This is a genomic window from Streptomyces sp. NPDC051913 (assembly GCF_044593635.1).
In the GTDB taxonomy this organism is placed as follows: Bacteria; Actinomycetota; Actinomycetes; order Streptomycetales; family Streptomycetaceae; genus Streptomyces.
In genome coordinates this window covers 148,808-167,892 of record NZ_JBIUCI010000006.1, presented here as the reverse complement: position 1 = coordinate 167,892, position 19,085 = coordinate 148,808, and the positions used below count along the sequence as shown (strand labels likewise).

Sequence of the window (19,085 nt, the reverse complement as noted above, 5' to 3'; positions counted from 1 at the left end):
CGGCTACGGGGCCAGGATGTCCAGTTCCTGGAGCGCGCCCACCGTGATCTCGCGGGTCAGGGTCTCCGCGCGGACCGCGTCGCCCTCGCGGACCGCCTCCGCGACCTGGACGTGCAGGGTGACCGCGGCCGGGTCGGGGTCCTCGAACATGACCTCGTGGTGGGTGCGGCCGGTCAGGACCTCGGCGACGACGTCGCCGAGGCGGGCGAACATCTCGTTGCCCGAGGCCGTGAGGATCACCCGGTGGAAGGCCATGTCGTGGAGCAGATAGCCCTCCAGCTGGTGGCCGCGTGAGTGGGCGACCATGCCCAGGGCGGACTCGGTGAGCTCGGCACACTGCTCCGCGGTGGCGTGCTTGGCGGCCAGGCCCGCCGCGACCGGCTCGATCGCCGAGCGCAGGACGGTCAGCGAGCGCAGCTGCTGAGGGCGGTCGGCGCCGGCCAGGCGCCAGCGGATGACCTGCGGGTCGTACACGTTCCACTCGCACTTGGCGCGGACCGTCACGCCCACCCGGCGGCGGGACTCGACCAGGTGCATGGACTCCAGGACGCGGACCGCCTCCCGCATGACGGAGCGGGAGACCTCGAACTCCTTGGCCAGTTCGTCCGTGCGCAGAACGCTGCCCGGCGGGTACTCGCCCGCGGTGATCGCGGGGCCGAGGGTGTCCAGTACTTGGCCGTGCAGACCCCGGCCCGGTGTGCTCATGCACTCAGCGTACGCGGCGGATCACGGGCTCAAAAAGTCAGACTTATTCGTCACAGACTCTTGATTAGTCGTACCTAATGAGTTTCAGTTGCGTCGACATCACGTCAACGAAGACAGGTAGGCAGCGATGAACACCCCCCATGTCGTCGTGGTCATGGGCGTCGCGGGCACCGGCAAGACCACCATCGGTCCCCTGCTCGCGGCGCGTCTCGGCGTCCCGTACGCCGAGGGCGACGACTTCCACCCGTCGGCCAACATCGCCAAGATGTCGGCCGGCACCCCCCTCACCGACGACGACCGGTGGCCATGGCTGGACGCCATCGGCGACTGGGCGCACGGGCGGGCGGGGCTCGGCGGGGTAGTCAGCTGCTCGGCGCTGAAGCGGTCGTACCGCGACCGGCTCCGCGTCGCCGCTCCCGGGCTCGTCTTCGTGCACCTCGCGGGCGACCGCGCCCTCATCGAGGACCGGATGTCGCATCGGCAGGGGCACTTCATGCCGACCGCGCTGCTCGACTCCCAGTTCGCCACCCTCCAGCCGCTGGAGGGCGACGAGTCGGGTGTCGTGGTGGACGTCACCGGCAGCCCCGAGGAGATCACCGCCCGGGCCGCGAAGGCCCTGAGCGAACTCCCGTAACCCCCCGCAGCCTCTCTCCCCCGTCCCCGTACCTGCAAGGGAAACCCCCGTGACCAGACTCAGCGTCGAGTTGCTGGCAGCGGACCCCGTCGAGCCCATCACCTCGGCCGGTCACGCTCAGCTGGGCATCGCCGTCCTGGCGGGCATCGCCGTCATCGTCCTGCTCATCACCCAGTTCAAGCTCCACGCGTTCCTGTCGCTGACCATCGGGTCGCTGGCGCTGGGCGCGTTCGCCGGAGCGCCCCTCGACAAGGCCATCGCCAGTTTCACCACCGGTCTCGGCACCACCGTGGCCGGTGTGGGCGTGCTGATCGCGCTGGGCGCGATCCTCGGCAAGATGCTCGCCGACTCCGGGGGCGCCGACCAGATCGTCGACACGATCCTCGCCAAGGCGGGCGGCCGGTCGATGCCGTGGGCCATGGTGCTCATCGCCTCGGTGATCGGTCTGCCGCTGTTCTTCGAGGTCGGCGTCGTCCTGCTGATCCCGGTCGTGCTGATGGTCGCCAAGCGCGGCAACTACTCGCTCATGCGCATCGGCATCCCGGCCCTCGCCGGTCTGTCCGTGATGCACGGCCTGGTCCCGCCGCACCCCGGCCCGCTGGTCGCGATCGACGCGGTCCAGGCGAACCTGGGTGTCACGCTGGCGCTCGGCGTCCTCGTCGCGATCCCCACGGTGATCATCGCCGGTCCGCTGTTCTCCCGGTACGCGGCCCGCTGGGTGGACGTCCCGGCCCCGGACAAGATGATTCCGCAGCGCGTCTCGGAGGACCTGGACAAGCGTCCCGGCTTCGGCGCCACGCTGACGACGATCCTCCTGCCGGTCGTGCTGATGCTCTCCAAGGCGCTCGTCGACATCGTCATCGACGACCCCGAGAACACGACGCAGCGTGTCTTCGACGTCATCGGTTCCCCGCTGATCGCCCTGCTCGCCTCGGTCATCCTCGGCATCTTCACGCTGCTGCGTCCCGCCGGGTTCGGCAGGGACCGTCTCACGCCGCTGGTGGAGAAGGGGCTCGCGCCCATCGCGGGCATCCTCCTCATCGTCGGCGCGGGCGGCGGCTTCAAGCAGACGCTGATCGACACCGGCGTGGGCGCGATGATCCTCGACATCTCCAAGGACTGGTCGATCCCGGCCCTGCTGCTGGCCTGGCTCATCGCCGTCGCGATCCGTCTCGCGACCGGTTCGGCGACGGTGGCCACGGTCTCCGCGGCCGGTCTGGTCGCCCCGCTGGCCGCCGACATGTCGACGACCCACGCGGCCCTGCTGGTCCTCGCCATCGGCGCCGGCTCGCTCTTCTTCAGCCATGTCAACGACGCCGGCTTCTGGCTGGTGAAGGAGTACTTCGGCCTGAGCGTCGGCCAGACCCTCAAGACCTGGTCCGTCATGGAGACGATCATCTCGGTGGTCGCGGGCGGTCTCGTCCTGCTGCTCTCGCTGGTCATCTAGCGGTACGACGTCGCACTCACCGGCTTCCCCAGCGGCCGCCGGTGGCCCGATGATGGTAGGCCCCTGGGTTCTGACCCCAGGGGCCTACCGTCGTCGGGGGGCGTCATGGCGGTTTCCCTGGGGGTGCGTGTCTCGGGGCTGCTCATCGCGGGAGCGGTGGCGGTGGCCGCCGCGGCCTTCACCGGGGACGGGAGGGACACGCCGGACCGGGGACACGGAGGCGGCGGGGCCGTCACCGCCGGTCCGTCGAGCGACGCCCCCGCGGGACGCAGGGTCGCACCCCTGCCCTCCCCCACACCGGCCCGCCCGTCACCCCACGGTCACGCGGACACCCCGCACGTCACCGACAGCCCGCACGGGGCCGCAAGTTCCAGCCCCTCCCCCACCCCTTCGCCCGGTGTACGGCCCCTCCAGAGCCCTCCGTGGCTACCGCCCGGCCCGAACTCACCGAACACCGACGCTGCTTCGGACCCGTCGAGCGTCTACGACCGGCTCCGCGCCCCAGCCGAGTGCGGGACCGTCCTCGACGGCATCCCGGCCACCTCGGCGGATGCCGAATGGCGAGTGCTGCGCGGTCTGGCCTCCGCCTGTCTGGCCGTGCAGGGCAAGGGCGGCGACTGGGACACGGCGGCCGAGGAGTACGCCGCCGTCGCCGGGCGAGCCGCCACCTGCAAGGGGCGTGCCGCGTACGCCGTCCTCGGCGGTCTGCTGGACTTCCACCGGCGCCACCCCGCCGCGACCGTGCGGCTGGATGCCTCTTCCTCCGGCGCACCCGCCTGCGCCTACCGGCTGGCCGGCGTCGACACCGGCGGTGACGGCGAGGCACGGTCCGGCGAGACCGTCGCCGTCGAGCTGAGCGGTGTCTACTTCGACCCCGCCGAACTGCCGCGGGACGGACAGGTGCTGATCGACGGGCGCCTGTCGGACGGGCCACCGGCGCTCGGCGCCCAGGAGGGTGACCGGGTGGTGCTGGACGTGGTGGTCCCCGCGCTCGATCCCGGCGGGCTGCCGAAGAAGGTCGACGTGGCGGTCCGGTTCGGCGGCGTCGAGGTGCGGGCGGAGGGCGCCTTCACCGTCGTAGCGCCTGACGGGGCCGCGACACCGGGCGAGTCAGTGACGCCACAGGGAGTGCTCCCGGTCGGCCCACTCCTTGCTGACCAGGCCCGTGCGCAGGCCGCGGCGGGCCTCCGGGTCGCCGAGCGCCATGCCGATGTGGCCCGCGAGGACGATGCCGATGGTCAGGGCCAGCCAGTCGTGGACGAAGGTAGCGCCGGTGCGCCAGCGGATCGGGGTCAGGTGGGTGAACCACATCAGCAGGCCCGTGCCGAGCATGACCAGGGTGGCGCCGGCGATCCAGGAGGCGTAGATCTTCTGCCCGGCGTTGAACTTGCCCGCGGGGCGTGACGAGGGGCGTTTGTCGCGGTGCAGGGCGGCGCGGAGCCAACGGCGGTCGTGCGGGCCGAAGCGGTTGAGGAAGCCGAGGTCGGCGCGGAAGGCGCGGGAGACGAGGCCGGCCAGCACCGGCACGGGCAGGGCGAGGCCCGCCCACTCGTGGATACGGACGACCAGTTCGCGGCGGCCGACGAGTTCGGCGAACTCGGGGATGTAGAGACAGGCCGCGGTGGCGACGCAGACGCCCATCAGGGCGGCCGTCGTGCGGTGGACCCAGCGTTGCGCGGGTCCGAAGCGGCGGATCCTCGTCGCGGGCGGGGCGTCAGCTCGTAGGGTCATCGTCCCGTCCGTTCGAACGGCCCACCCAGGCGTCGACGTCGTAGCCGCGGTCCTCCCAGTAGCCGGGCTGCACGTCCTTGGTGACGGTGATGCCGGAGAGCCACTTGGCGGACTTGTAGAAGTACATCGGGGCCACATAGAGGCGGACCGGGCCGCCGTGGGAGTGGCCGATGTCCTTGTCCTGCATGCGCAGGGCGACCAGGACATCGGCGCGGCGGGCCTGGTCGAGGGTGAGGCTCTCGGTGTAGGTGCCGTCGAAGCAGGAGAAGCGGATCGCCGTGCCCTCGGCCCGCACTCCGGCGGTGTCGAGCAGATGGGAGAGGCGTACGCCCTCGAACGGGGTGTCCGGGACCCGCCAGCCGGTGACGCACTGGACGTCCTTGACCATCCGGGTCTGCGGCAGCGCGCGCAGGTCGTTCAGGGTGTAGGTGGCCGGGCGGTCGACGAGGCCGTCGATCCTCAGGCGGTAGTTCGCGGCGTTCTTGTGGGGGACGGAGGAGGCGACCGAGTAGTAGCGGAAGCCGCCGCCGTTGGGGAGCAGGCCGGTGAGGCCGGTGGGGTCCTTGTCGGCGGCGCTGCCGAGGAAGGCCTCCAGACCGCGCTGGAGGGTGGGCGCCGCCACCACGCCGAGGGCGCCCAGGCCGAGGGTGCCGAGGAGGACGCGGCGGCCGACGGGCCGGCCCGCCGTCTCGGGCGTCTCGGGGTGCGGGCCCTCCGCCTCGGGTTGTTCGGGATTCACGTACTCATTCGAACACCCGCGAGCCCTGGCGGACCAGGTTTCGCGGGTGCCCGTCAGATTTCCGTAACCACTTCTTACGACTGCGCCGCCTTCTCCAGCTGGAACGCCTCGTTGCCCAGTCCGATGCGGGCGTGGGCCTCCGGGGAGCGGGAGCGCAGGTACAGGCCCTGAGCGAGGCCGACCAGTACGGAGGCGCCGACGATGCCGGGCAGGAGCCAGCTCAGGGACGAGTCGGGGCCCGCGCCGACCAGGACGTCGAAGTCCTTCACCGTGTAGCCGGCGATGACGAGCAGGGCGAGGCCCGCGACGGCTGAGGTGGTCAGCCGCCAGGCCTGGGCGCCGGCGGCGCCGCGGCGGACGAAGAAGACGACGACCGAGAAGGAGGCCGCGGCCATCAGCAGGATCACGCCGAGGGCGCCGATGTTGCCGCCCCAGGTGAACAGGTGCAGGACGGGCTCGGTGGGGTCGCCGGTCGGCTTGTCGTCGGCGACCGCGAAGGCGATCACGACCAGCGCGGAGACGGCGGTCTGGAGGAGCGAGCCGGTGCCGGGCGCGCCGCTCGAACCCGTCGTACGGCCGAAGGCGCGCGGCAGCAGGCCCTCGCGGCCCATGGCGAAGGCGTAGCGGGCGACGACGTTGTGGAAGCTGACCATCGCCGCGAACATGCCGGTCACGAAGAGCACGTGCAGGACGTCGGTGAAGGTGCCGCCGAGGCGGGACTCGGTGAGGCCGAAGAGCAGGCCCGCGCTCTGTGTCTGCGACTCGCCGACGATCGCGGAGGGGCCGGTGGCGACGGTGAGGGCCCAGCTGCTGAGCGCGAAGAAGACGGCGACGCCGCCGACCGCGAGGAACATCACGCGCGGCACCAGGACGTGCGGGCGGCTGGTCTCCTCGGCGTACACGGGCGCCTGCTCGAAGCCGAGGAAGGCGGCGATGCAGAAGCAGAGCGCGGTGCCGACGCCCGCGCCGGTGAGGGTGTCCGGGTTGAAGGCGTGCAGGGACAGGCCTTCCTTGGCGGGGTCGGCGACGGCGGCGATGTCGAAGATGACGACCAGGGCCACCTCGATGACCAGCAGGACGCCGAGCACCTTCGCGTTGACGTCGATCTTCAGCCAGCCCAGCGCGCCGACGGCGGCCACGGCCGCGAGCGCCGGTATCCACCAGGCGATCTCCAGGTCGGCGTAGGTGGCGAAGAGGCCGGAGACCTCGAAGCCGAAGATGCCGTAGATGCCGACCTGGAGGGCGTTGTAGGCGACGAGGGCGACGAGGGCCGCGCTCGCGCCTGCGGTGCCGCCGAGGCCGCGGGAGATGTAGGCGTAGAAGGCGCCCGCGTTGTGTACGTGCCGGCTCATCTCGGCGTAGCCGATGCTGAAGAGGATGAGGATCACGCCGAGGACGACGAAGAGCAGCGGCTGGCCGACGATGCCCATCACCGCGAATGTGGTGGGCATGACACCCGCGACGACCATGAGGGGGGCGGTCGCGGCGAGGACGGACAGGAGCAGTCCTCCGGTGCCCAGGCGGTCGGCGCGCAGGGCCCGTTCCTGGCCCTTGTAGGTACTGATGCCGTCGTCGGCGCTGGCTCTGCTCGTGGTCATCGGGACCGTCCTTAGCTGGGTTCGGGGGCGTTACGCCGTGCCGAGCGCGCTGTCGCGGGCGGCACGGAAGGCGGAGTGCGGGTCCCGGTCGGGGTACGACCAGGGGGCCGGGGTGGCGTGTTCGCCGATGCGGTGGAAGAGGGCGGCGGCCTCGGCGCCGCGGCCCTCGCAGACCTTGGCGTGGGCGAGGAAGTTGAGGTCGACCAGACGGCGGGGGTGGCCCTCGTGCTCCCACTCCAGCCACCAGTCGAACGCGGCCTTCATCACCTGGCGGGCCCGGCGGCCGACCCAGTGCCCGGAGGCGGCCGGGTCGGGGGGCTCGTGTCCGGCGGTGGCGAGGACGCGGTAGCGCTCGGCGTGGGCGACGACCGGGAGGATCGCGAGCGGCGAGTCGGCGGGGGCCTGCTCGGCGGCCCAGTTCGCGAAGTCGTAGACCTCGTGGAGCGGGTCGGGGCCGGCAGCGGCGCGGTGCTCGGCGAGGCGGGCGACCATCAGGTGGTGGGCGTGGTGATGGTCGGCGAAGCGCGCGCGGATCTGCTCGAAGAGCCGGACCGCGTTCTCGGCGGCGGTCGAGCCCTGCTCCAGCATGAGCAGGCCGAGCCAGGGCGTGGGATCCGTGGGCGCCCGGTCGGCGGCGGCCCGGCAGGCCTCTCGGGCGCGGTCCGGCTTCTCCTTGCCGCGCAGGGCGCGCTGGACCTGGGCGAGGGCGAGCAGGACGGCGGCGTCGGCGGACTCGGGTTCGGCGAGCTGCCAGTCGCGCGTCCAGGCGGCGCTGTAGGGCTCCTGGGCGAGGCCGGTGACACGGTGGCCGCGCAGGTCCCAGTCGTCGCCCGTGTGGGCGAGGAGCGAGCGGGCGGCCTGCCAGCGGCCCTGGGCGAGGGCGGCGCGGGCGGCGACGAGTTCGGCGTCGTCGAGGGCGGCGTCGAAGGCCTGGGCCGCGCGTCGGCGGCTGCGGCCCAGGGGTGGCGGGGGTGGTGACACCGCGGAGACTTCCTCGTGCGACGTGGCGCGACGTCGACTGTCGGCAGGGGTGAGCCCACGGGGTTGATCAGCGGGCTGATCATCAGGGCGTGGGCAACTGATCACGGACAGCAAACCCGCAGCCAATGGTTCCCGTCAAGGCTGGAACGGGTGTTACACGCGTCAACTTGAGGGACTGGTGGGGTAGTTGTGAATTTTCACCACCCGTCTTCGAACCTGAGTACGGCCCGGATGTGGCGCACGCCATGGCGCCGCGCGACGAGGGCGCCCACCATGACGGAAAGGTCGCGCCGTCCCGATGCGCGACCGAGTCAACCGCCCGGATCCGGGTACTCCCGGGAGCAGGCCGGGGCCAACGGCGCTACAGTCGGCCCCTAACCCGCCCCGTGGCCCGGCCGAGTGATCGAGGTACGCAGCGTGTCGGTTCTGGTTCTGGTTCTCGCCGTGAGCGCGGCCTGCTGCTTGGGCATCGGCTTCGTCCTCCAGCAGAACGCGGCCCAGCGCGCGCCCCTGAACGACTTCCTCTCGCCCCGGCTGCTCCTCGACCTGGTGCGGGTACCGCGCTGGCTCGGCGGCATCGCACTGATGGTGGCCGGCATGGTCCTCGGCGCGATCGCGCTGGGGCAGGGCGAGATCTCCCTGGTCGAACCCCTGCTGGCGACCAACCTGCTCTTCGCGATGGCCCTCTCCCGGCATCAGACCAAGCAGTCGCTGGGCCGCCAGGGCTGGGCCGGTCTGCTGCTGCTCGCGGGCGGCGTGACGGCGTTCATCGTGGCGGGTGAGCCGCGCGGCGGCTCCGCCGTGGCCGACCCCTTCCGCCACTGGCTGATCATCGGCGCCATGATCGGGCTCGCGCTGCTGCTGACGACGTACGCCAAGCGCTCCCGCCTCAGCTCGGGCCCGGCGCTGCTGGCCGTCGCGGCCGGACTTCTCTACGGCGTCCAGGACGCCCTCACCCGGGTCACCGGCCAGCGCTTCTCCGAGGGCGGCCTCATGGAGGTCCTCACCGGCTGGCAGCCCTACGCCGTCCTCGCGCTCGGCGTGACCGGCCTGGTCCTCGTCCAGAGCGCCTTCGAGACGGCCTCCCTCCGTATGTCCCTGCCCGCCCTGACCGCCGCCCAGCCCCTCGCCGGAATCATCTGCGGCGTCGGCTTCCTCGGCGACCGGCTCCGCACCGACACCGGGGCACTGGCCTGGGAGGCGGCCGGGCTCGCGGCGGTCGTGGTGGGAATCGTGCTCCTCGGGCTGCACCCGGCCATGCCGAGCGGGGCGACGCAGGCAGTCCGGGCGCGGAGGCTCCAGCCGAACTGAGGCCGAGCACGCGGCGGCGTGTCCGCCCGTGCTGCTTGGATGGGCCCATGAGCGCTGCTGACGAGATCCTCGACATCGTCGACGAGCATGATCAGGTCGTCGGACGGTCCCCGCGCGGCGAGGCCTACGCCCGTGGGCTCCGCCACCGCTGCGTCTTCATCCAGGCGCGGGACGCCGACGGGCGGCTCTTCGTGCACCGCCGCACCCCGACCAAGCTGGTCTTCCCGTCCCGGTACGACATGTGGGTCGGCGGAGTGGTCGGCGCGGGCGAGTCCTACGACCGGGCGGCGCTGCGCGAGGCAGAGGAGGAGCTGGGCGTCAGCGGCCTCCCCCGGCCTTCCTTCCTCTTCAAGTTCCTGTACGACGACGGGGCCGGGCAGACCTGGTGGTCGGCGGTGTACGAGGTGCGCTGCGAGCTGCCGGTCAGTCCGCAGGTGGAGGAGGTCGCCTGGCACGACTTCCTGACCGAGGACGAGGTGGAGCGGCGGCTGACGGAGTGGGATTGGGTGCCGGACGGGGTGGACGCGTACGCGCGGCTCAAGGAGCACCGGAAGGGGAGCTGAGTCCGGGCCCACCACCCGCAGGGCCGGAGGTGGCCCGCCGGGTAGGGTCCTGCGCGTGATCGAATTCGCACGGAACGTCCGGCTCTGGTTCGCGCCCGAGGAGGTCCGGGAGGAAGGCGGTACGCCCGACTACCGGTTCTCGCTCGCCAACGAGCGCACCTTCCTGGCCTGGCTGCGCACCGCGCTCGCGCTGATCGGCGGGGGCTTCGCCGTGGACCAGTTCCTGCCGGACCTGCGCTGGGGCTGGCGGGTCGGGCTGGCCCTCGCGCTGCTCGGCGCCGGTGTGCTGTGCTCGCTGCGGGCGGTCAATCACTGGATGCGCTGCGAACGGGCGATGCGCCGGGGCGAGGATCTGCCGGTGTCGCGGTTCCCCGCGCTGCTGAGCGTGGTGGTCGCGGTCGTCGCCCTCGCGATGGTCGTCGTCGTGCTCGTCGGGTGGGAGGGGTGAGCGCGGCGGTCACCGACGCCGGACGCGATCCGGGGCTCCAGCCGGAGCGCACACGGCTCGCGTGGCGTCGTACGACCCTGTCCGCCACCGTCGCCGCCGTCCTCGCCGTGAAGACCGCGCTGCACGGCGAGGTGTCCGCGGTCGGTGTCGTCGCGTGCGCCCTGTGCACCGTGCTCTGGCTGGGCTTCCTGCTGCTCGCGCACCGCCGTATCCGGGCGCTCGCGGCGGACCCGAGCCCCTTGGCGCTCGCCCCGCGGCACGCCACGGCCGCGGCGCTGTGCACGGTGGCGGTGGCGGTGTGCGGGGCGGCGTTGGTGTTCTGAGACCCGGCCGGCCCGGCCGGCCCGGCCGGCCCGGCGAGCCCGGCTAGCCCGGCGAGCCCGCGCTCCCCTCCCCCGCCTCCCCCTCCTGCGTCTCCCAGTCCACCGTGACCACGATCTTCCCCCTGGTCCGCCCCTCCTGGTTCAGCCGCTGGGCCTCCGCCGCCCGTTCCAGCGGGAAGCTCTCCGACACATGCACCGAGACCACGCCCTGTTCCGCGAGTTCGGACAGGCGCTGGAGGTCGTCGGCGTCGGGGCGGACCCAGAAGTAGCGGCCGCCGTAGGCGACGACCTCGGCGTCCGCGATGGAGACCAGGCGGCCCTCGGGGGCCAGGAGGTTGGCGGAGATTGTCAGGGTCTCGCCGCCGATCGTGTCGAACGCCGCGTCCACGCCCTCCGGGGCGAGACCGCGCACCCGTTCGGCCAGACCCTCGCCGTACGCGACCGGCTCGCCGCCTAGGCTCCGTACGAAGTCGTGGTTGGCCGGGCTCGCCGTACCGATGACCCGGGCGCCGATGTGCCGGGCGAGCTGTACCGCGATCGAGCCGACTCCGCCGGCCGCGGCGTGCACGAGGACCGTCTCACCGCGTTTGACCTGGAGCGCCTTGACGAGCACCTGGTAGGCCGTCAGACCGGTCAGCGGCAGGCCGGCCGCCTCCTCGAAGGAGAGGTTGCGGGGCTTGCGGGCGAGGGTGCGCACGGGGGCGGCCACGTACTGGGCGAAGGTGCCGCGGGACAGGAAGTCCTCGCGGACGTAGCCGATGACCTCGTCGCCGACCTCGAACTCGGTGACGGAGACGCCGAGTTGGACGACCACGCCGGAGACGTCCCAGCCGGGGACGACCGGGAAGACGGGGTCGAGGATCCGGTCGAGGTGCCCCTCGCGGCAGTGCCAGTCGACCGGGTTGACGGCCGCCGCGCGGACCTTGACCAGCACCGCGTCGACCCCGACCTTGGGATCGCGCACATCGCCGTACGCGAGGACCTCGGGGCCGCCGTAGCGTGAATAGCTGATGGCCTTCATGGCACCGACCCTCCGGGGTAGTCGGACGCCACGCAAGCGGGATGCCCGGATATGCGGCGTTCGCGTGGCAGCCTGTCCGACGTCATCGGCAAGATCCCAGGCTTCTCCGAAGGTGAGCACATGAGCACCCTCCATCAGGAACACGCCTCCCACACGCACGCCCACGGCCCGGACTGCGGACACACCGAGGTCCCGCACGGGGACCACGTCGACTACGCCCACGGCGGGCATCTGCACCGCGAGCACGGCGGGCACTGGGACGAGTGCGAGCCGGGCGACCATGTCGCCCACGAGGCGCACGAGCACCGGCACGGGGACGGCTGCGGTCACGAGAGCGTCCTGCACGGCGACCATGTCGACTATCTGCACGACGGCCACCGGCACGCCGCGCACAACGGGCACTGGGACGATCACTGACCCGTCGCCGACCTGCCCGAGAAGGCACAGCGAAGGCACGGAAGAAGGCATCGCGTAGGCACCGCGAAGGCACCGAGAAGCACGCAGGAGGCAGTTCCACGGCTCCCCGTCGTAGGCGCGCGGGGAGCCGTCGGCCTATCGTGGCCCGAATCACGTTCGCCCTGCACACTGGACGGCATACCGACCGGTCGGCATCATGGGTCCTCAGACACCGTTCACCTGCCCGTAGGAGCGATGCATGAGCCCCGACCATCCGCCCGGCCTCGACCTCGACCGGCTGCGCGGCCTGCTCGACCGCGAGCGGCCCGGCCTGGTCCACGGCCCCCTGACCGGCCGGCTGATCGAGGGCGGACGCTCGAACCTCACCTACACGGTCTCCGACGGCACCTCGCGCTGGGTCGTACGACGGCCTCCGCTCGGCCACGTCCTGGCCACCGCGCACGACATGAAGCGCGAGCACCGGGTGATCAGCGCGCTGCACCCGACGAACGTGCCGGTGCCCGAGCCGCTGCTGCTGTGTGAGGACGAGGAGGTGCTCGGGGCGCCGTTCTACGTCATGGAGTTCGTCGAGGGCACCCCGTACCGCACCGCCGACCAGCTCGCCCCGCTCGGCCCGGCACGCACGCGTGAGGCGGTGCTGGCGCTCGTGGACACCCTCGTCGAGCTGCACGCGGTGGACCCCGCCGAGGTGGGCCTCGCCGACTTCGGCCGGCCCGAGGGCTTCCTGGACCGTCAGCTGCGCCGCTGGGGCAAGCAGCTGGACGCCTCCCGCAACCGTGAGCTGGCCGGCATCGACGAGCTGCACGCGACGCTGGGGCGCAGGCTGCCCGCCTCTCCCGCCGCCACGGTCATCCACGGCGACTACCGGCTCGACAACGTGCTCATCGGTGAGGACGACCGCATCAAGGCGATCCTCGACTGGGAGATGTCCACGCTCGGCGACCCGCTCACCGACCTGGGTCTGCTGGTCATGTACAGCCTGCCGCTGGGCATGCCGGACTCCCCCGTCTCCACGACCGCCGAGGCACCGGGGCACCCGGATCCCGCGGAACTGGTCGAGCGCTACGCGGCCCGCTCGGGGCGCGATGTCTCCCAGGTCTCCTGGTACACGGCGTTCGCGTGGTTCAAGCTCGCCGTGATCCTGGAGGGCATCCACTACCGCTACACCCTGGGCCAGACGGTCGGCCGCGGCTTCGACCGCATCGGCGACCTCGTCCCCGTCTTCATCCAGCACGGCCTCACCACCCTTCAGGAAGGCTGACCCGCCATGGACTTCGCGTTCGACGCGCGCACCGAGGAACTGCGCGCCAAGCTGCTCGCCTTCATGGACGAGTACGTCTACCCGGCCGAGGCGGTGGCGGAGGAGCAGCGCGCCGCGCTGGCGTCGCCGTGGGACACCCCGGCCGTGGTGGAGGAGCTGAAGGCCGAGGCGCGCAGGCAGGGCCTGTGGAACCTCTTCCTGCCCGACGCCGAGTACGGGGCGGGGCTGACCAACCTCCAGTACGCGCCGCTGGCCGAGATCACCGGCCGTTCGCCGCAGCTGGCGCCGACCGCGCTGAACTGCGCGGCGCCGGACACGGGCAACATGGAGGTGCTCTCCCAGTTCGGCGACGAGCAGCAGAAGAAGCAGTGGCTGGAGCCGCTGCTGGCGGGTGAGATCCGCTCGGCGTTCGCGATGACCGAGCCGGAGGTGGCCTCCTCGGACGCCACCAACATCACCACGTACATCGAGCGCGACGGCGACGACTACGTCATCACCGGTCGCAAGTGGTACATCTCCGGGGCGATGAACCCGGACTGCAAGATCTTCATCGTGATGGGCAAGACGGACCCGGACGGCGCCGACATCCGCCGCCAGCAGTCCATGGTCCTGGTCCCCCGCGACACCCCGGGCGTGACGGTCAAGCGCGCCATGAAGGTCTTCGGCTACGAGGACCACTACCACGGCGGTCACGCCGAGGTGATCTTCGACCACGCGCGCGTGCCGGTCGCGAACCTGATCGGCGAGGAGGGCGGCGGCTTCGCCATCGCGCAGGCCCGCCTCGGTCCGGGCCGCATCCACCACTGCATGCGGCTGATCGGCATGGCGGAGCGGGCCATCGAGCTGATGTGCCGGCGGGCCGTGTCCCGCAACGCCTTCGGCAAGGCGCTGGCCCAGCAGGGCGTGGTCCACAACTGGATCGCCGACGCGCGTGTGACGGTCGAGCAGCTGCGGCTGCTGGTCCTGAAGACGGCCTGGCTGATGGACACCGTCGGCAACCGGGGCGCCCACGCGGAGATCCAGGCCATCAAGATCGCCACGCCGCGCGCGGTGGTCGACATCATCGACCGCGCGATCCAGCTGCACGGCGCGGGCGGTGTCAGCCAGGACTTCCCGCTGGCCGAGCTGTACGCGGGTGCGCGGACGCTGATGATCGCGGACGGCCCGGACGAGGTGCACCAGCGGTCGCTGGCGCGGCGGGAGTTGAAGAAGTACGTGTGAGCCGCGCTGCGGGCCGGTGAGGCCCGCACTGCGCGTCGGCGGAACGTCACCCAGGCCGGGCTGCCGGTGGAGCTGGTGCGGGCCGGGATCGGGGTGGCGTTCGTGCCGCTGCCGATCGGGGAGCGGGCCGGGCTGCCGTGCGTGGAGATCCGGCGGCCGGGGCCCTCCTCGGTCATCTCACGGGCGCAGCGCCCGCAGCAGCAGGTCGGCCAGGTGGTCGGCGACCTCCTGCGGGGTCATGGGGCCGTCGGGGCGGTACCAGGTCGACAGGTGGTGGACCGAGCCGAAGTGGTAGTCCACGACCAGGTCGGCCGGGGTGGCGGTGGAGAAGACACCCGCCTCCTGGCCCTCCTCGACCAGCGCACGGAAGCGTTCGTGGTAGCGCCGGCGCTCGGCGCGCACCTGCTTGTTCTTCTCCGGGCTCAGATGGTGCATGGAGCGGAAGAAGATCGACGCGTCGTCGAGGTTCTCGATGGTCGTCACGACGACGTCCGCCGCCGCGCCCCGCAGCCGCTTCTCGATGGGCTCGTCCGCGTTCGCGAACGCGTCCAGGCGCTCCTGCTGGACGCGCAGCACGCGCGCGTACACCTCGTGCAGGAGGTCGTCCTTGGAGCCGAAGTAGTGGTACAGCGCCCCCTTGGTGACGCCGGCCGCCTCGACGATCTCCTGCACGGAGGTGCGGTCGTAGCCCTGTTCGGCGAAGAGCCGGGTGGCGGCGGCCAGCAGCCGCTGCGGGACGGGCGTACCGTCCCCGTCCGTCGTCCTGGCCACTCTGTCGCCACCTGCCCTTCCGTTTGCTGCCGCTCGTTCGCTAGCGCTCGTCCTGTCGGCGGGAACGCAGTTCCCGTCGGAGGATCTTCCCACTCGCCGTCTTCGGCAGGTCGGGGAGGATCTCCACCTGCCTCGGGTATTTGTAGGCGGCCAGTCTCTCCTTGCAGTACACCGCGAGTTCATCCGGGTCCGTGTCGACACCCGGCCGCAGGCTGATGTACGCCTTGACGGTCTCGCCGCGGTACCCGTCCGGCACGCCGACCACCGCCGCCTCGCGCACCGCCGGGTGGGTGTACAGCACGTCCTCGACCTCGCGCGGCCAGACCTTGAAGCCGGACGCGTTGATCATGTCCTTCTTGCGGTCGACGACGTACAGCCAGCCCTGCTCGTCCATGAACCCGATGTCGCCGGTGCGCAGCTCGCCGTCCGGGAAGGTCTCGGCGGTGGCCTCGGGGCGCCGCCAGTAGCCCGGCACGACCTGGGGTCCGCGCACGAGGATCTCGCCCTGCTCGCCGAAGGGCACCTCGGCGCCCTGGTCGTCGACGATGCGCACGACCGTCTCGGGCCCCGGCAGGCCCACGGCCAGCGTCCCGGACACCGGATCGACGGGCGCCTCCAGCTGGGGCGGCACGGAGGCGCAGGGCGCGGTGCACTCGGTGAGCCCGTAGCCGTTGCGGATGTACGGCCCGAAGCCCGCCCGGAACTTCTCCACCAGGGCGGGCGGCACGGGGGCGCCACCGGAGGAGATGTTCACGAAGGACGCGAAGTGGTCCGGGGTGACGTCCGGGTGGGCGGCCAGCGCCATGAACGCGGTGGACGGGCCGACGGTGTAGTGCGGCCGGTGCTCGGCGAACGCCTCCAGCACGACACCCGTCTCGAAGCGGTACGTCAGCACCAGCGTGCCCGCGCTGTTGAGACAGGCCCCCAGCTCGCACACCATCCCGGTGATGTGGAACAGCGGGGCGAGCGCGTAGTAGACCGGCGCGTCCGGCAGCGCCAGGCCCGTGCGCTGCCGCTCGGCGTTGCACATGATGTTGGCGTGCGTGTTGGTGGCGCCCTTGGGGGCGCCGCTGGTGCCCGAGGTGTAGCTGATGAGCGCGATGTCGGAGGGGGCCGGGTCACGGCTCTCGGGCGCCTGGTGGCCCGCGCGGGCCACGGCCGCCAGGTCGTCGGCGTCGGCGGCCCGCGGCAGCCGCTCGAAGGCCAGCACGCGCGCGTCGTCGCGCGTCTGGAAGTCCAGCTCGCAGCCGGTGAGCACGATCCGCACCGGCGAGTCCGCGGTCGTCTCGCGCAGATACGACTCCCAGGCCCGGTCGGAGCAGATCAGCGCGGCCACCTCGCCGTCCCGCAGGACATGGGTGACCTCCCCCGCCTTGTACATGGGGTTGACCGGCACGACGACCGCGCCCGCCTTCCACGCGCCCAGCAGGGCGATCACGAAGTGCGGCGAGTTCTGGAGCAGGATCGCCACCCGGTCGCCGCGCTCCAGGCCCCGGGCGGCAAGATGCCCGGCGACGGAGTCGCTCAGCGCGTCGACCTCGCGGTAACTCAGCCGCCCGTCGAAGTAGGCGAGGAAGGTGCGGTCGGGGACGTCACCGGCAGCCCTTCGCAGAGCATGGACGAGGGAGTCGGCGGGGTCTATCGGTGCGCGCTGGGCGTCGTTGAGGAGGGCGACCCAGGGCTTGGCGGCGTACAGGGAGTCGGTCACCGCGCCTCCTCCCACTTCTGCTGGATGTGGTTCATACCGGCCAGCCAGCGGTCGGGCTCGGCGGCGCGGGCCTGGTAATAGGCGGCGACCTCGGGGTGCGGAAGGATCAGGAAGCGGTCCTCCTCCATGCCCTGGAACAGCGCCTCGGCGACGTCCTCCGGCTCGACCGCGGTCGGCTTGAGCACCAGGTCGCCCGCGGTGCCGGTGGCGGCCAGCATGTCGGTGCGCACGCCCTGCGGACAGATGGCGTGGACCTTGACGCCCCGGTGCCGGTAGGTCAGCGACAGATACTCGGCGAAGGCGTACGCCCCGTGCTTGGTGACGGCGTACGGCGCGGCCCCGATCATGGTCAGCAGCCCGGCCGCGGACACGGTCGACACGAACCGCCCGCTCCCCCGCTCCAGCCATCCCGGGAGCAGTTCATGGGCGGCACGCACATGTGCCATGACGTTGACGTCCCAGGACAGCTCCCAGGCCTTGGCATCGGCGAGGTCGTCCACCTCGGGCCCGCCGAAGGCGACCCCGGCGTTGGCGCAGTACACGTCGACGGCACCGCCGAGCGCGGCACGGGCGTCGGCGACGACGGCGGAAGCGTCGCCGGGCACGGCGATGCCGCCGATCTCCTCGGCGACGGCCTTGGCCCGGTCGGCGTCGAGGTCATTGACGACGACCCGGGCCCCTTCGGCGGCGAACCGCCGCGCGAGGGCGGCCCCGATCCCTCCCCCGGCTCCGGTGACGACGACTCCGGCGTCTCGCAGGGCTTCCACCATCGGTCTCCTTAGGAATGCGGCTCCAGGCTGTGGCCAGACTAACCGGTCGGTATGTCACTAGGAAGGGGTGGGATCAGGCCCTTGGGGGCGCGGGGAACTGCGCGACAAGCCACGAACCACCCGCACCTTCCGCACGACCTGCGGGAGCAATACCGTGCACCCCATGCGCCTATCCAGACGAGCACTCCTCGCAGCGACAACGGCAGCAACCGCACTCTCCTGCGCACCCCCCGCCTCCGCGGCCCCGCACCGCCGCCTGCACACCGGCTTCGAACGCCTGGCGGCAGACGCCTACACCCTCCTCAACGGCCAACGCGTAGGCATCGTCACCAACCCCACCGGCATCACCCGGGACGCCCAGCACGTCGTCGACGTCATGCACGCAGACCCTCAGGTGGACCTACGGGCCGTCTTCGGCCCCGAACACGGCTTCCGCGGCACCGCCCAGGCCGGCGGCTCCGAGGGCCGCTACGACGACCCCGCCACCGGGCTCCCGGTCTACGACACCTATCTGAAGAGCGGCCAACCCCTCGCCGACGTCTTCACCGCGTCCGGCGTCGACACCGTCGTCTTCGACATCCAGGACGTGGGCGCGCGCTTCTACACGTACATCTGGACGCTCTACGACTGCATGGAGGCGGCCCAGCTCGCCGGGAAGCGGTTCGTGGTGCTCGACCGCCCGAACCCCGTCACCGGCCGCTTCGCCGAAGGCCCGGTCCTGCACAAGGAGTTCGCGACCTTCGTCGGGCGGCAGCCGATCTCACAGGCGCACGGCATGACGGTCGCCGAGCTGGCACGGCTGTTCAACGGGGAGTTCCTGGCCACGCCCGTCGCGCTGGACACCGTACTCATGACCGGGTGGAAGCGGTCGCAGTTCTACGACGCGTCCGGGCTGCCGTGGGTGCCGCCGAGCCCCAACATGCCGACGCCGGACACCGCGTTGGTGTATTCGGGGACGTGTCTCTTCGAGGGGACGAACCTGTCGGAGGGGCGGGGCACCACCCGTCCCTTCGAGTTGCTCGGCGCGGAGGGGATCGACGGGCGCTGGGCCGCCGCCGCGAACGAACTCGGGCTGCCGGGCGTGCGTTTCAGGGAGGCGTACTTCGCGCCGACGTTCTCCAAGTTCCAGGGCAGGACGGTCGGCGGAGTGCAGATCCATGTGCACGACCGGGCCGCGTACGACCCCGTCCGCACGGGGGTCGCGCTGCTCGTGACCGCGAAACACGAGTGGCCCGGGTTCGCCTGGCGGTCCGACAACTGGATCGACAAGCTCACCGGCTCGACCCAGGTGCGGACCGCGATCGACGCGGGCGCGGGCCCCGACGAGGTGGTGGCGGGCTGGCGCGAGGAGCTGGCGGCGTTCCGCCGCATCCGTAAGGAGTACCTGCTGTACAGATGAGCCCCTGGGCCGAACCGGGCAGTTGACTCGCGAAGTA

Annotated in this window: 19 protein-coding genes; 10 read left to right on the top strand and 9 right to left on the bottom strand. The window is 71.8% G+C overall.

Features of this window, described 5'->3' with window-relative positions:
- Positions 1-3 precede the first annotated feature (3 nt).
- Positions 4-705 carry a FadR/GntR family transcriptional regulator gene (locus ACIHIX_RS20090; protein ID WP_399957738.1) on the bottom strand — a complete coding sequence of 234 codons (702 nt, stop codon included), beginning with the start codon at positions 703-705 and terminating at the stop codon, positions 4-6.
- Between the two features lie 127 nt (positions 706-832).
- On the opposite strand from ACIHIX_RS20090, the gene ACIHIX_RS20085 reads away from it, so the two are divergent.
- Both ACIHIX_RS20085 and ACIHIX_RS20080 read left to right on the top strand, forming a co-directional pair.
- On the top strand, positions 833-1,339 hold the full coding sequence (locus ACIHIX_RS20085; RefSeq protein ID WP_399957734.1) for a gluconokinase: 507 nt from the start codon (positions 833-835) through the stop codon (positions 1,337-1,339).
- A 49-nt stretch (positions 1,340-1,388) separates the two neighbouring features.
- Positions 1,389-2,786, top strand: coding sequence for a GntP family permease (locus ACIHIX_RS20080; protein WP_399957731.1), 1,398 nt, complete (start codon positions 1,389-1,391; stop codon positions 2,784-2,786).
- 1,110 nt (positions 2,787-3,896) lie between these two features.
- Here ACIHIX_RS20080 and ACIHIX_RS20075 read toward each other — a convergent pair.
- From ACIHIX_RS20075 to ACIHIX_RS20060, 4 genes are all read right to left on the bottom strand, one after another.
- A complete protein-coding gene (locus ACIHIX_RS20075) occupies positions 3,897-4,517 on the bottom strand; it encodes a cytochrome b/b6 domain-containing protein (RefSeq protein ID WP_399957729.1) in 621 nt (206 codons plus the stop codon).
- Positions 4,501-5,256 (bottom strand): molybdopterin-dependent oxidoreductase, encoded by a 756-nt coding sequence (locus ACIHIX_RS20070; protein ID WP_399957726.1) that lies wholly within the window; start codon positions 5,254-5,256, stop codon positions 4,501-4,503. The genes ACIHIX_RS20075 and ACIHIX_RS20070 overlap by 17 nt, the downstream gene beginning before the upstream one ends.
- A 74-nt stretch (positions 5,257-5,330) precedes the next feature.
- Positions 5,331-6,854, bottom strand: coding sequence for an APC family permease (locus tag ACIHIX_RS20065; protein WP_399957723.1), 1,524 nt, complete (start codon positions 6,852-6,854; stop codon positions 5,331-5,333).
- 30 nt (positions 6,855-6,884) lie between these two features.
- Positions 6,885-7,835 (bottom strand): hypothetical protein, encoded by a 951-nt coding sequence (locus ACIHIX_RS20060; RefSeq protein WP_399957720.1) that lies wholly within the window; start codon positions 7,833-7,835, stop codon positions 6,885-6,887.
- A gap of 417 nt (positions 7,836-8,252) precedes the next feature.
- Between ACIHIX_RS20060 and ACIHIX_RS20055 the strand changes: the two genes are divergently transcribed.
- From ACIHIX_RS20055 to ACIHIX_RS20040, 4 genes are read left to right on the top strand one after another with little or no spacing between them, the layout of a single operon-like run.
- Positions 8,253-9,146, top strand: a complete 894-nt coding sequence (locus tag ACIHIX_RS20055) for a DMT family transporter (RefSeq protein ID WP_399957717.1) — start codon at positions 8,253-8,255, stop codon at positions 9,144-9,146.
- A 47-nt stretch (positions 9,147-9,193) separates the two neighbouring features.
- Positions 9,194-9,709 carry an NUDIX hydrolase gene (locus ACIHIX_RS20050; RefSeq protein WP_399957714.1) on the top strand — a complete coding sequence of 172 codons (516 nt, stop codon included), beginning with the start codon at positions 9,194-9,196 and terminating at the stop codon, positions 9,707-9,709.
- Between the two features lie 55 nt (positions 9,710-9,764).
- The gene (locus ACIHIX_RS20045; protein WP_194083759.1) at positions 9,765-10,157 is read left to right on the top strand and encodes a YidH family protein; all 393 of its coding nucleotides are present in this window, start codon (positions 9,765-9,767) and stop codon (positions 10,155-10,157) included.
- Positions 10,154-10,480 carry a DUF202 domain-containing protein gene (locus tag ACIHIX_RS20040; RefSeq protein WP_399957711.1) on the top strand — a complete coding sequence of 109 codons (327 nt, stop codon included), beginning with the start codon at positions 10,154-10,156 and terminating at the stop codon, positions 10,478-10,480. The genes ACIHIX_RS20045 and ACIHIX_RS20040 overlap by 4 nt, the downstream gene beginning before the upstream one ends.
- A gap of 43 nt (positions 10,481-10,523) precedes the next feature.
- On the opposite strand, the gene ACIHIX_RS20035 is transcribed toward ACIHIX_RS20040, so the two are convergent.
- On the bottom strand, positions 10,524-11,501 hold the full coding sequence (locus ACIHIX_RS20035) for an NADP-dependent oxidoreductase (RefSeq protein ID WP_399957708.1): 978 nt from the start codon (positions 11,499-11,501) through the stop codon (positions 10,524-10,526).
- A 120-nt stretch (positions 11,502-11,621) separates the two neighbouring features.
- On the opposite strand from ACIHIX_RS20035, the gene ACIHIX_RS20030 reads away from it, so the two are divergent.
- The 3 genes from ACIHIX_RS20030 to ACIHIX_RS20020 all read left to right on the top strand — a co-directional run bounded on the left by ACIHIX_RS20030 (position 11,622) and on the right by ACIHIX_RS20020 (position 14,400).
- Positions 11,622-11,918, top strand: coding sequence for a hypothetical protein (locus tag ACIHIX_RS20030; RefSeq protein WP_399957705.1), 297 nt, complete (start codon positions 11,622-11,624; stop codon positions 11,916-11,918).
- A 238-nt stretch (positions 11,919-12,156) separates the two neighbouring features.
- On the top strand, positions 12,157-13,179 hold the full coding sequence (locus ACIHIX_RS20025) for a phosphotransferase family protein (protein WP_399957702.1): 1,023 nt from the start codon (positions 12,157-12,159) through the stop codon (positions 13,177-13,179).
- A gap of 6 nt (positions 13,180-13,185) precedes the next feature.
- The gene (locus ACIHIX_RS20020; RefSeq protein ID WP_399957699.1) at positions 13,186-14,400 is read left to right on the top strand and encodes an acyl-CoA dehydrogenase family protein; all 1,215 of its coding nucleotides are present in this window, start codon (positions 13,186-13,188) and stop codon (positions 14,398-14,400) included.
- Between the two features lie 177 nt (positions 14,401-14,577).
- Here ACIHIX_RS20020 and ACIHIX_RS20015 read toward each other — a convergent pair whose 3' ends face one another.
- The 3 genes from ACIHIX_RS20015 to ACIHIX_RS20005 are packed head-to-tail and all read right to left on the bottom strand — an operon-like array spanning position 14,578 to position 17,649.
- Complete coding sequence (locus tag ACIHIX_RS20015; RefSeq protein ID WP_399957696.1) at positions 14,578-15,171, bottom strand: TetR/AcrR family transcriptional regulator; 594 nt, start codon at positions 15,169-15,171, stop codon at positions 14,578-14,580.
- Positions 15,172-15,211: 40 nt separating this feature from the next.
- Entirely contained in the window at positions 15,212-16,879 is a 1,668-nt protein-coding gene (locus tag ACIHIX_RS20010; protein ID WP_399957693.1) for a class I adenylate-forming enzyme family protein, read from the bottom strand.
- Positions 16,876-17,649 (bottom strand): SDR family oxidoreductase, encoded by a 774-nt coding sequence (locus ACIHIX_RS20005; protein ID WP_399957691.1) that lies wholly within the window; start codon positions 17,647-17,649, stop codon positions 16,876-16,878. The genes ACIHIX_RS20010 and ACIHIX_RS20005 overlap by 4 nt, the downstream gene beginning before the upstream one ends.
- 163 nt (positions 17,650-17,812) lie before the next feature.
- Between ACIHIX_RS20005 and ACIHIX_RS20000 the strand changes: the two genes are divergently transcribed.
- Entirely contained in the window at positions 17,813-19,048 is a 1,236-nt protein-coding gene (locus ACIHIX_RS20000; protein WP_399957688.1) for an exo-beta-N-acetylmuramidase NamZ domain-containing protein, read from the top strand.
- Positions 19,049-19,085 lie beyond the last annotated feature (37 nt).

Coding starts and splice junctions, on each gene's coding strand:
- ACIHIX_RS20030 (WP_399957705.1), top strand. CDS start 11,622: ATGAGCACCCTCCATCAGGAACACGCCTCCCACACGCACGCCCACGGC.
- ACIHIX_RS20085 (WP_399957734.1), top strand. CDS start 833: ATGAACACCCCCCATGTCGTCGTGGTCATGGGCGTCGCGGGCACCGGC.
- ACIHIX_RS20000 (WP_399957688.1), top strand. CDS start 17,813: ATGCGCCTATCCAGACGAGCACTCCTCGCAGCGACAACGGCAGCAACC.
- ACIHIX_RS20090 (WP_399957738.1), bottom strand. CDS start 705: ATGAGCACACCGGGCCGGGGTCTGCACGGCCAAGTACTGGACACCCTC.
- ACIHIX_RS20020 (WP_399957699.1), top strand. CDS start 13,186: ATGGACTTCGCGTTCGACGCGCGCACCGAGGAACTGCGCGCCAAGCTG.
- ACIHIX_RS20035 (WP_399957708.1), bottom strand. CDS start 11,501: ATGAAGGCCATCAGCTATTCACGCTACGGCGGCCCCGAGGTCCTCGCG.
- ACIHIX_RS20050 (WP_399957714.1), top strand. CDS start 9,194: ATGAGCGCTGCTGACGAGATCCTCGACATCGTCGACGAGCATGATCAG.
- ACIHIX_RS20025 (WP_399957702.1), top strand. CDS start 12,157: ATGAGCCCCGACCATCCGCCCGGCCTCGACCTCGACCGGCTGCGCGGC.
- ACIHIX_RS20075 (WP_399957729.1), bottom strand. CDS start 4,517: ATGACCCTACGAGCTGACGCCCCGCCCGCGACGAGGATCCGCCGCTTC.
- ACIHIX_RS20065 (WP_399957723.1), bottom strand. CDS start 6,854: ATGACCACGAGCAGAGCCAGCGCCGACGACGGCATCAGTACCTACAAG.
- ACIHIX_RS20005 (WP_399957691.1), bottom strand. CDS start 17,649: ATGGTGGAAGCCCTGCGAGACGCCGGAGTCGTCGTCACCGGAGCCGGG.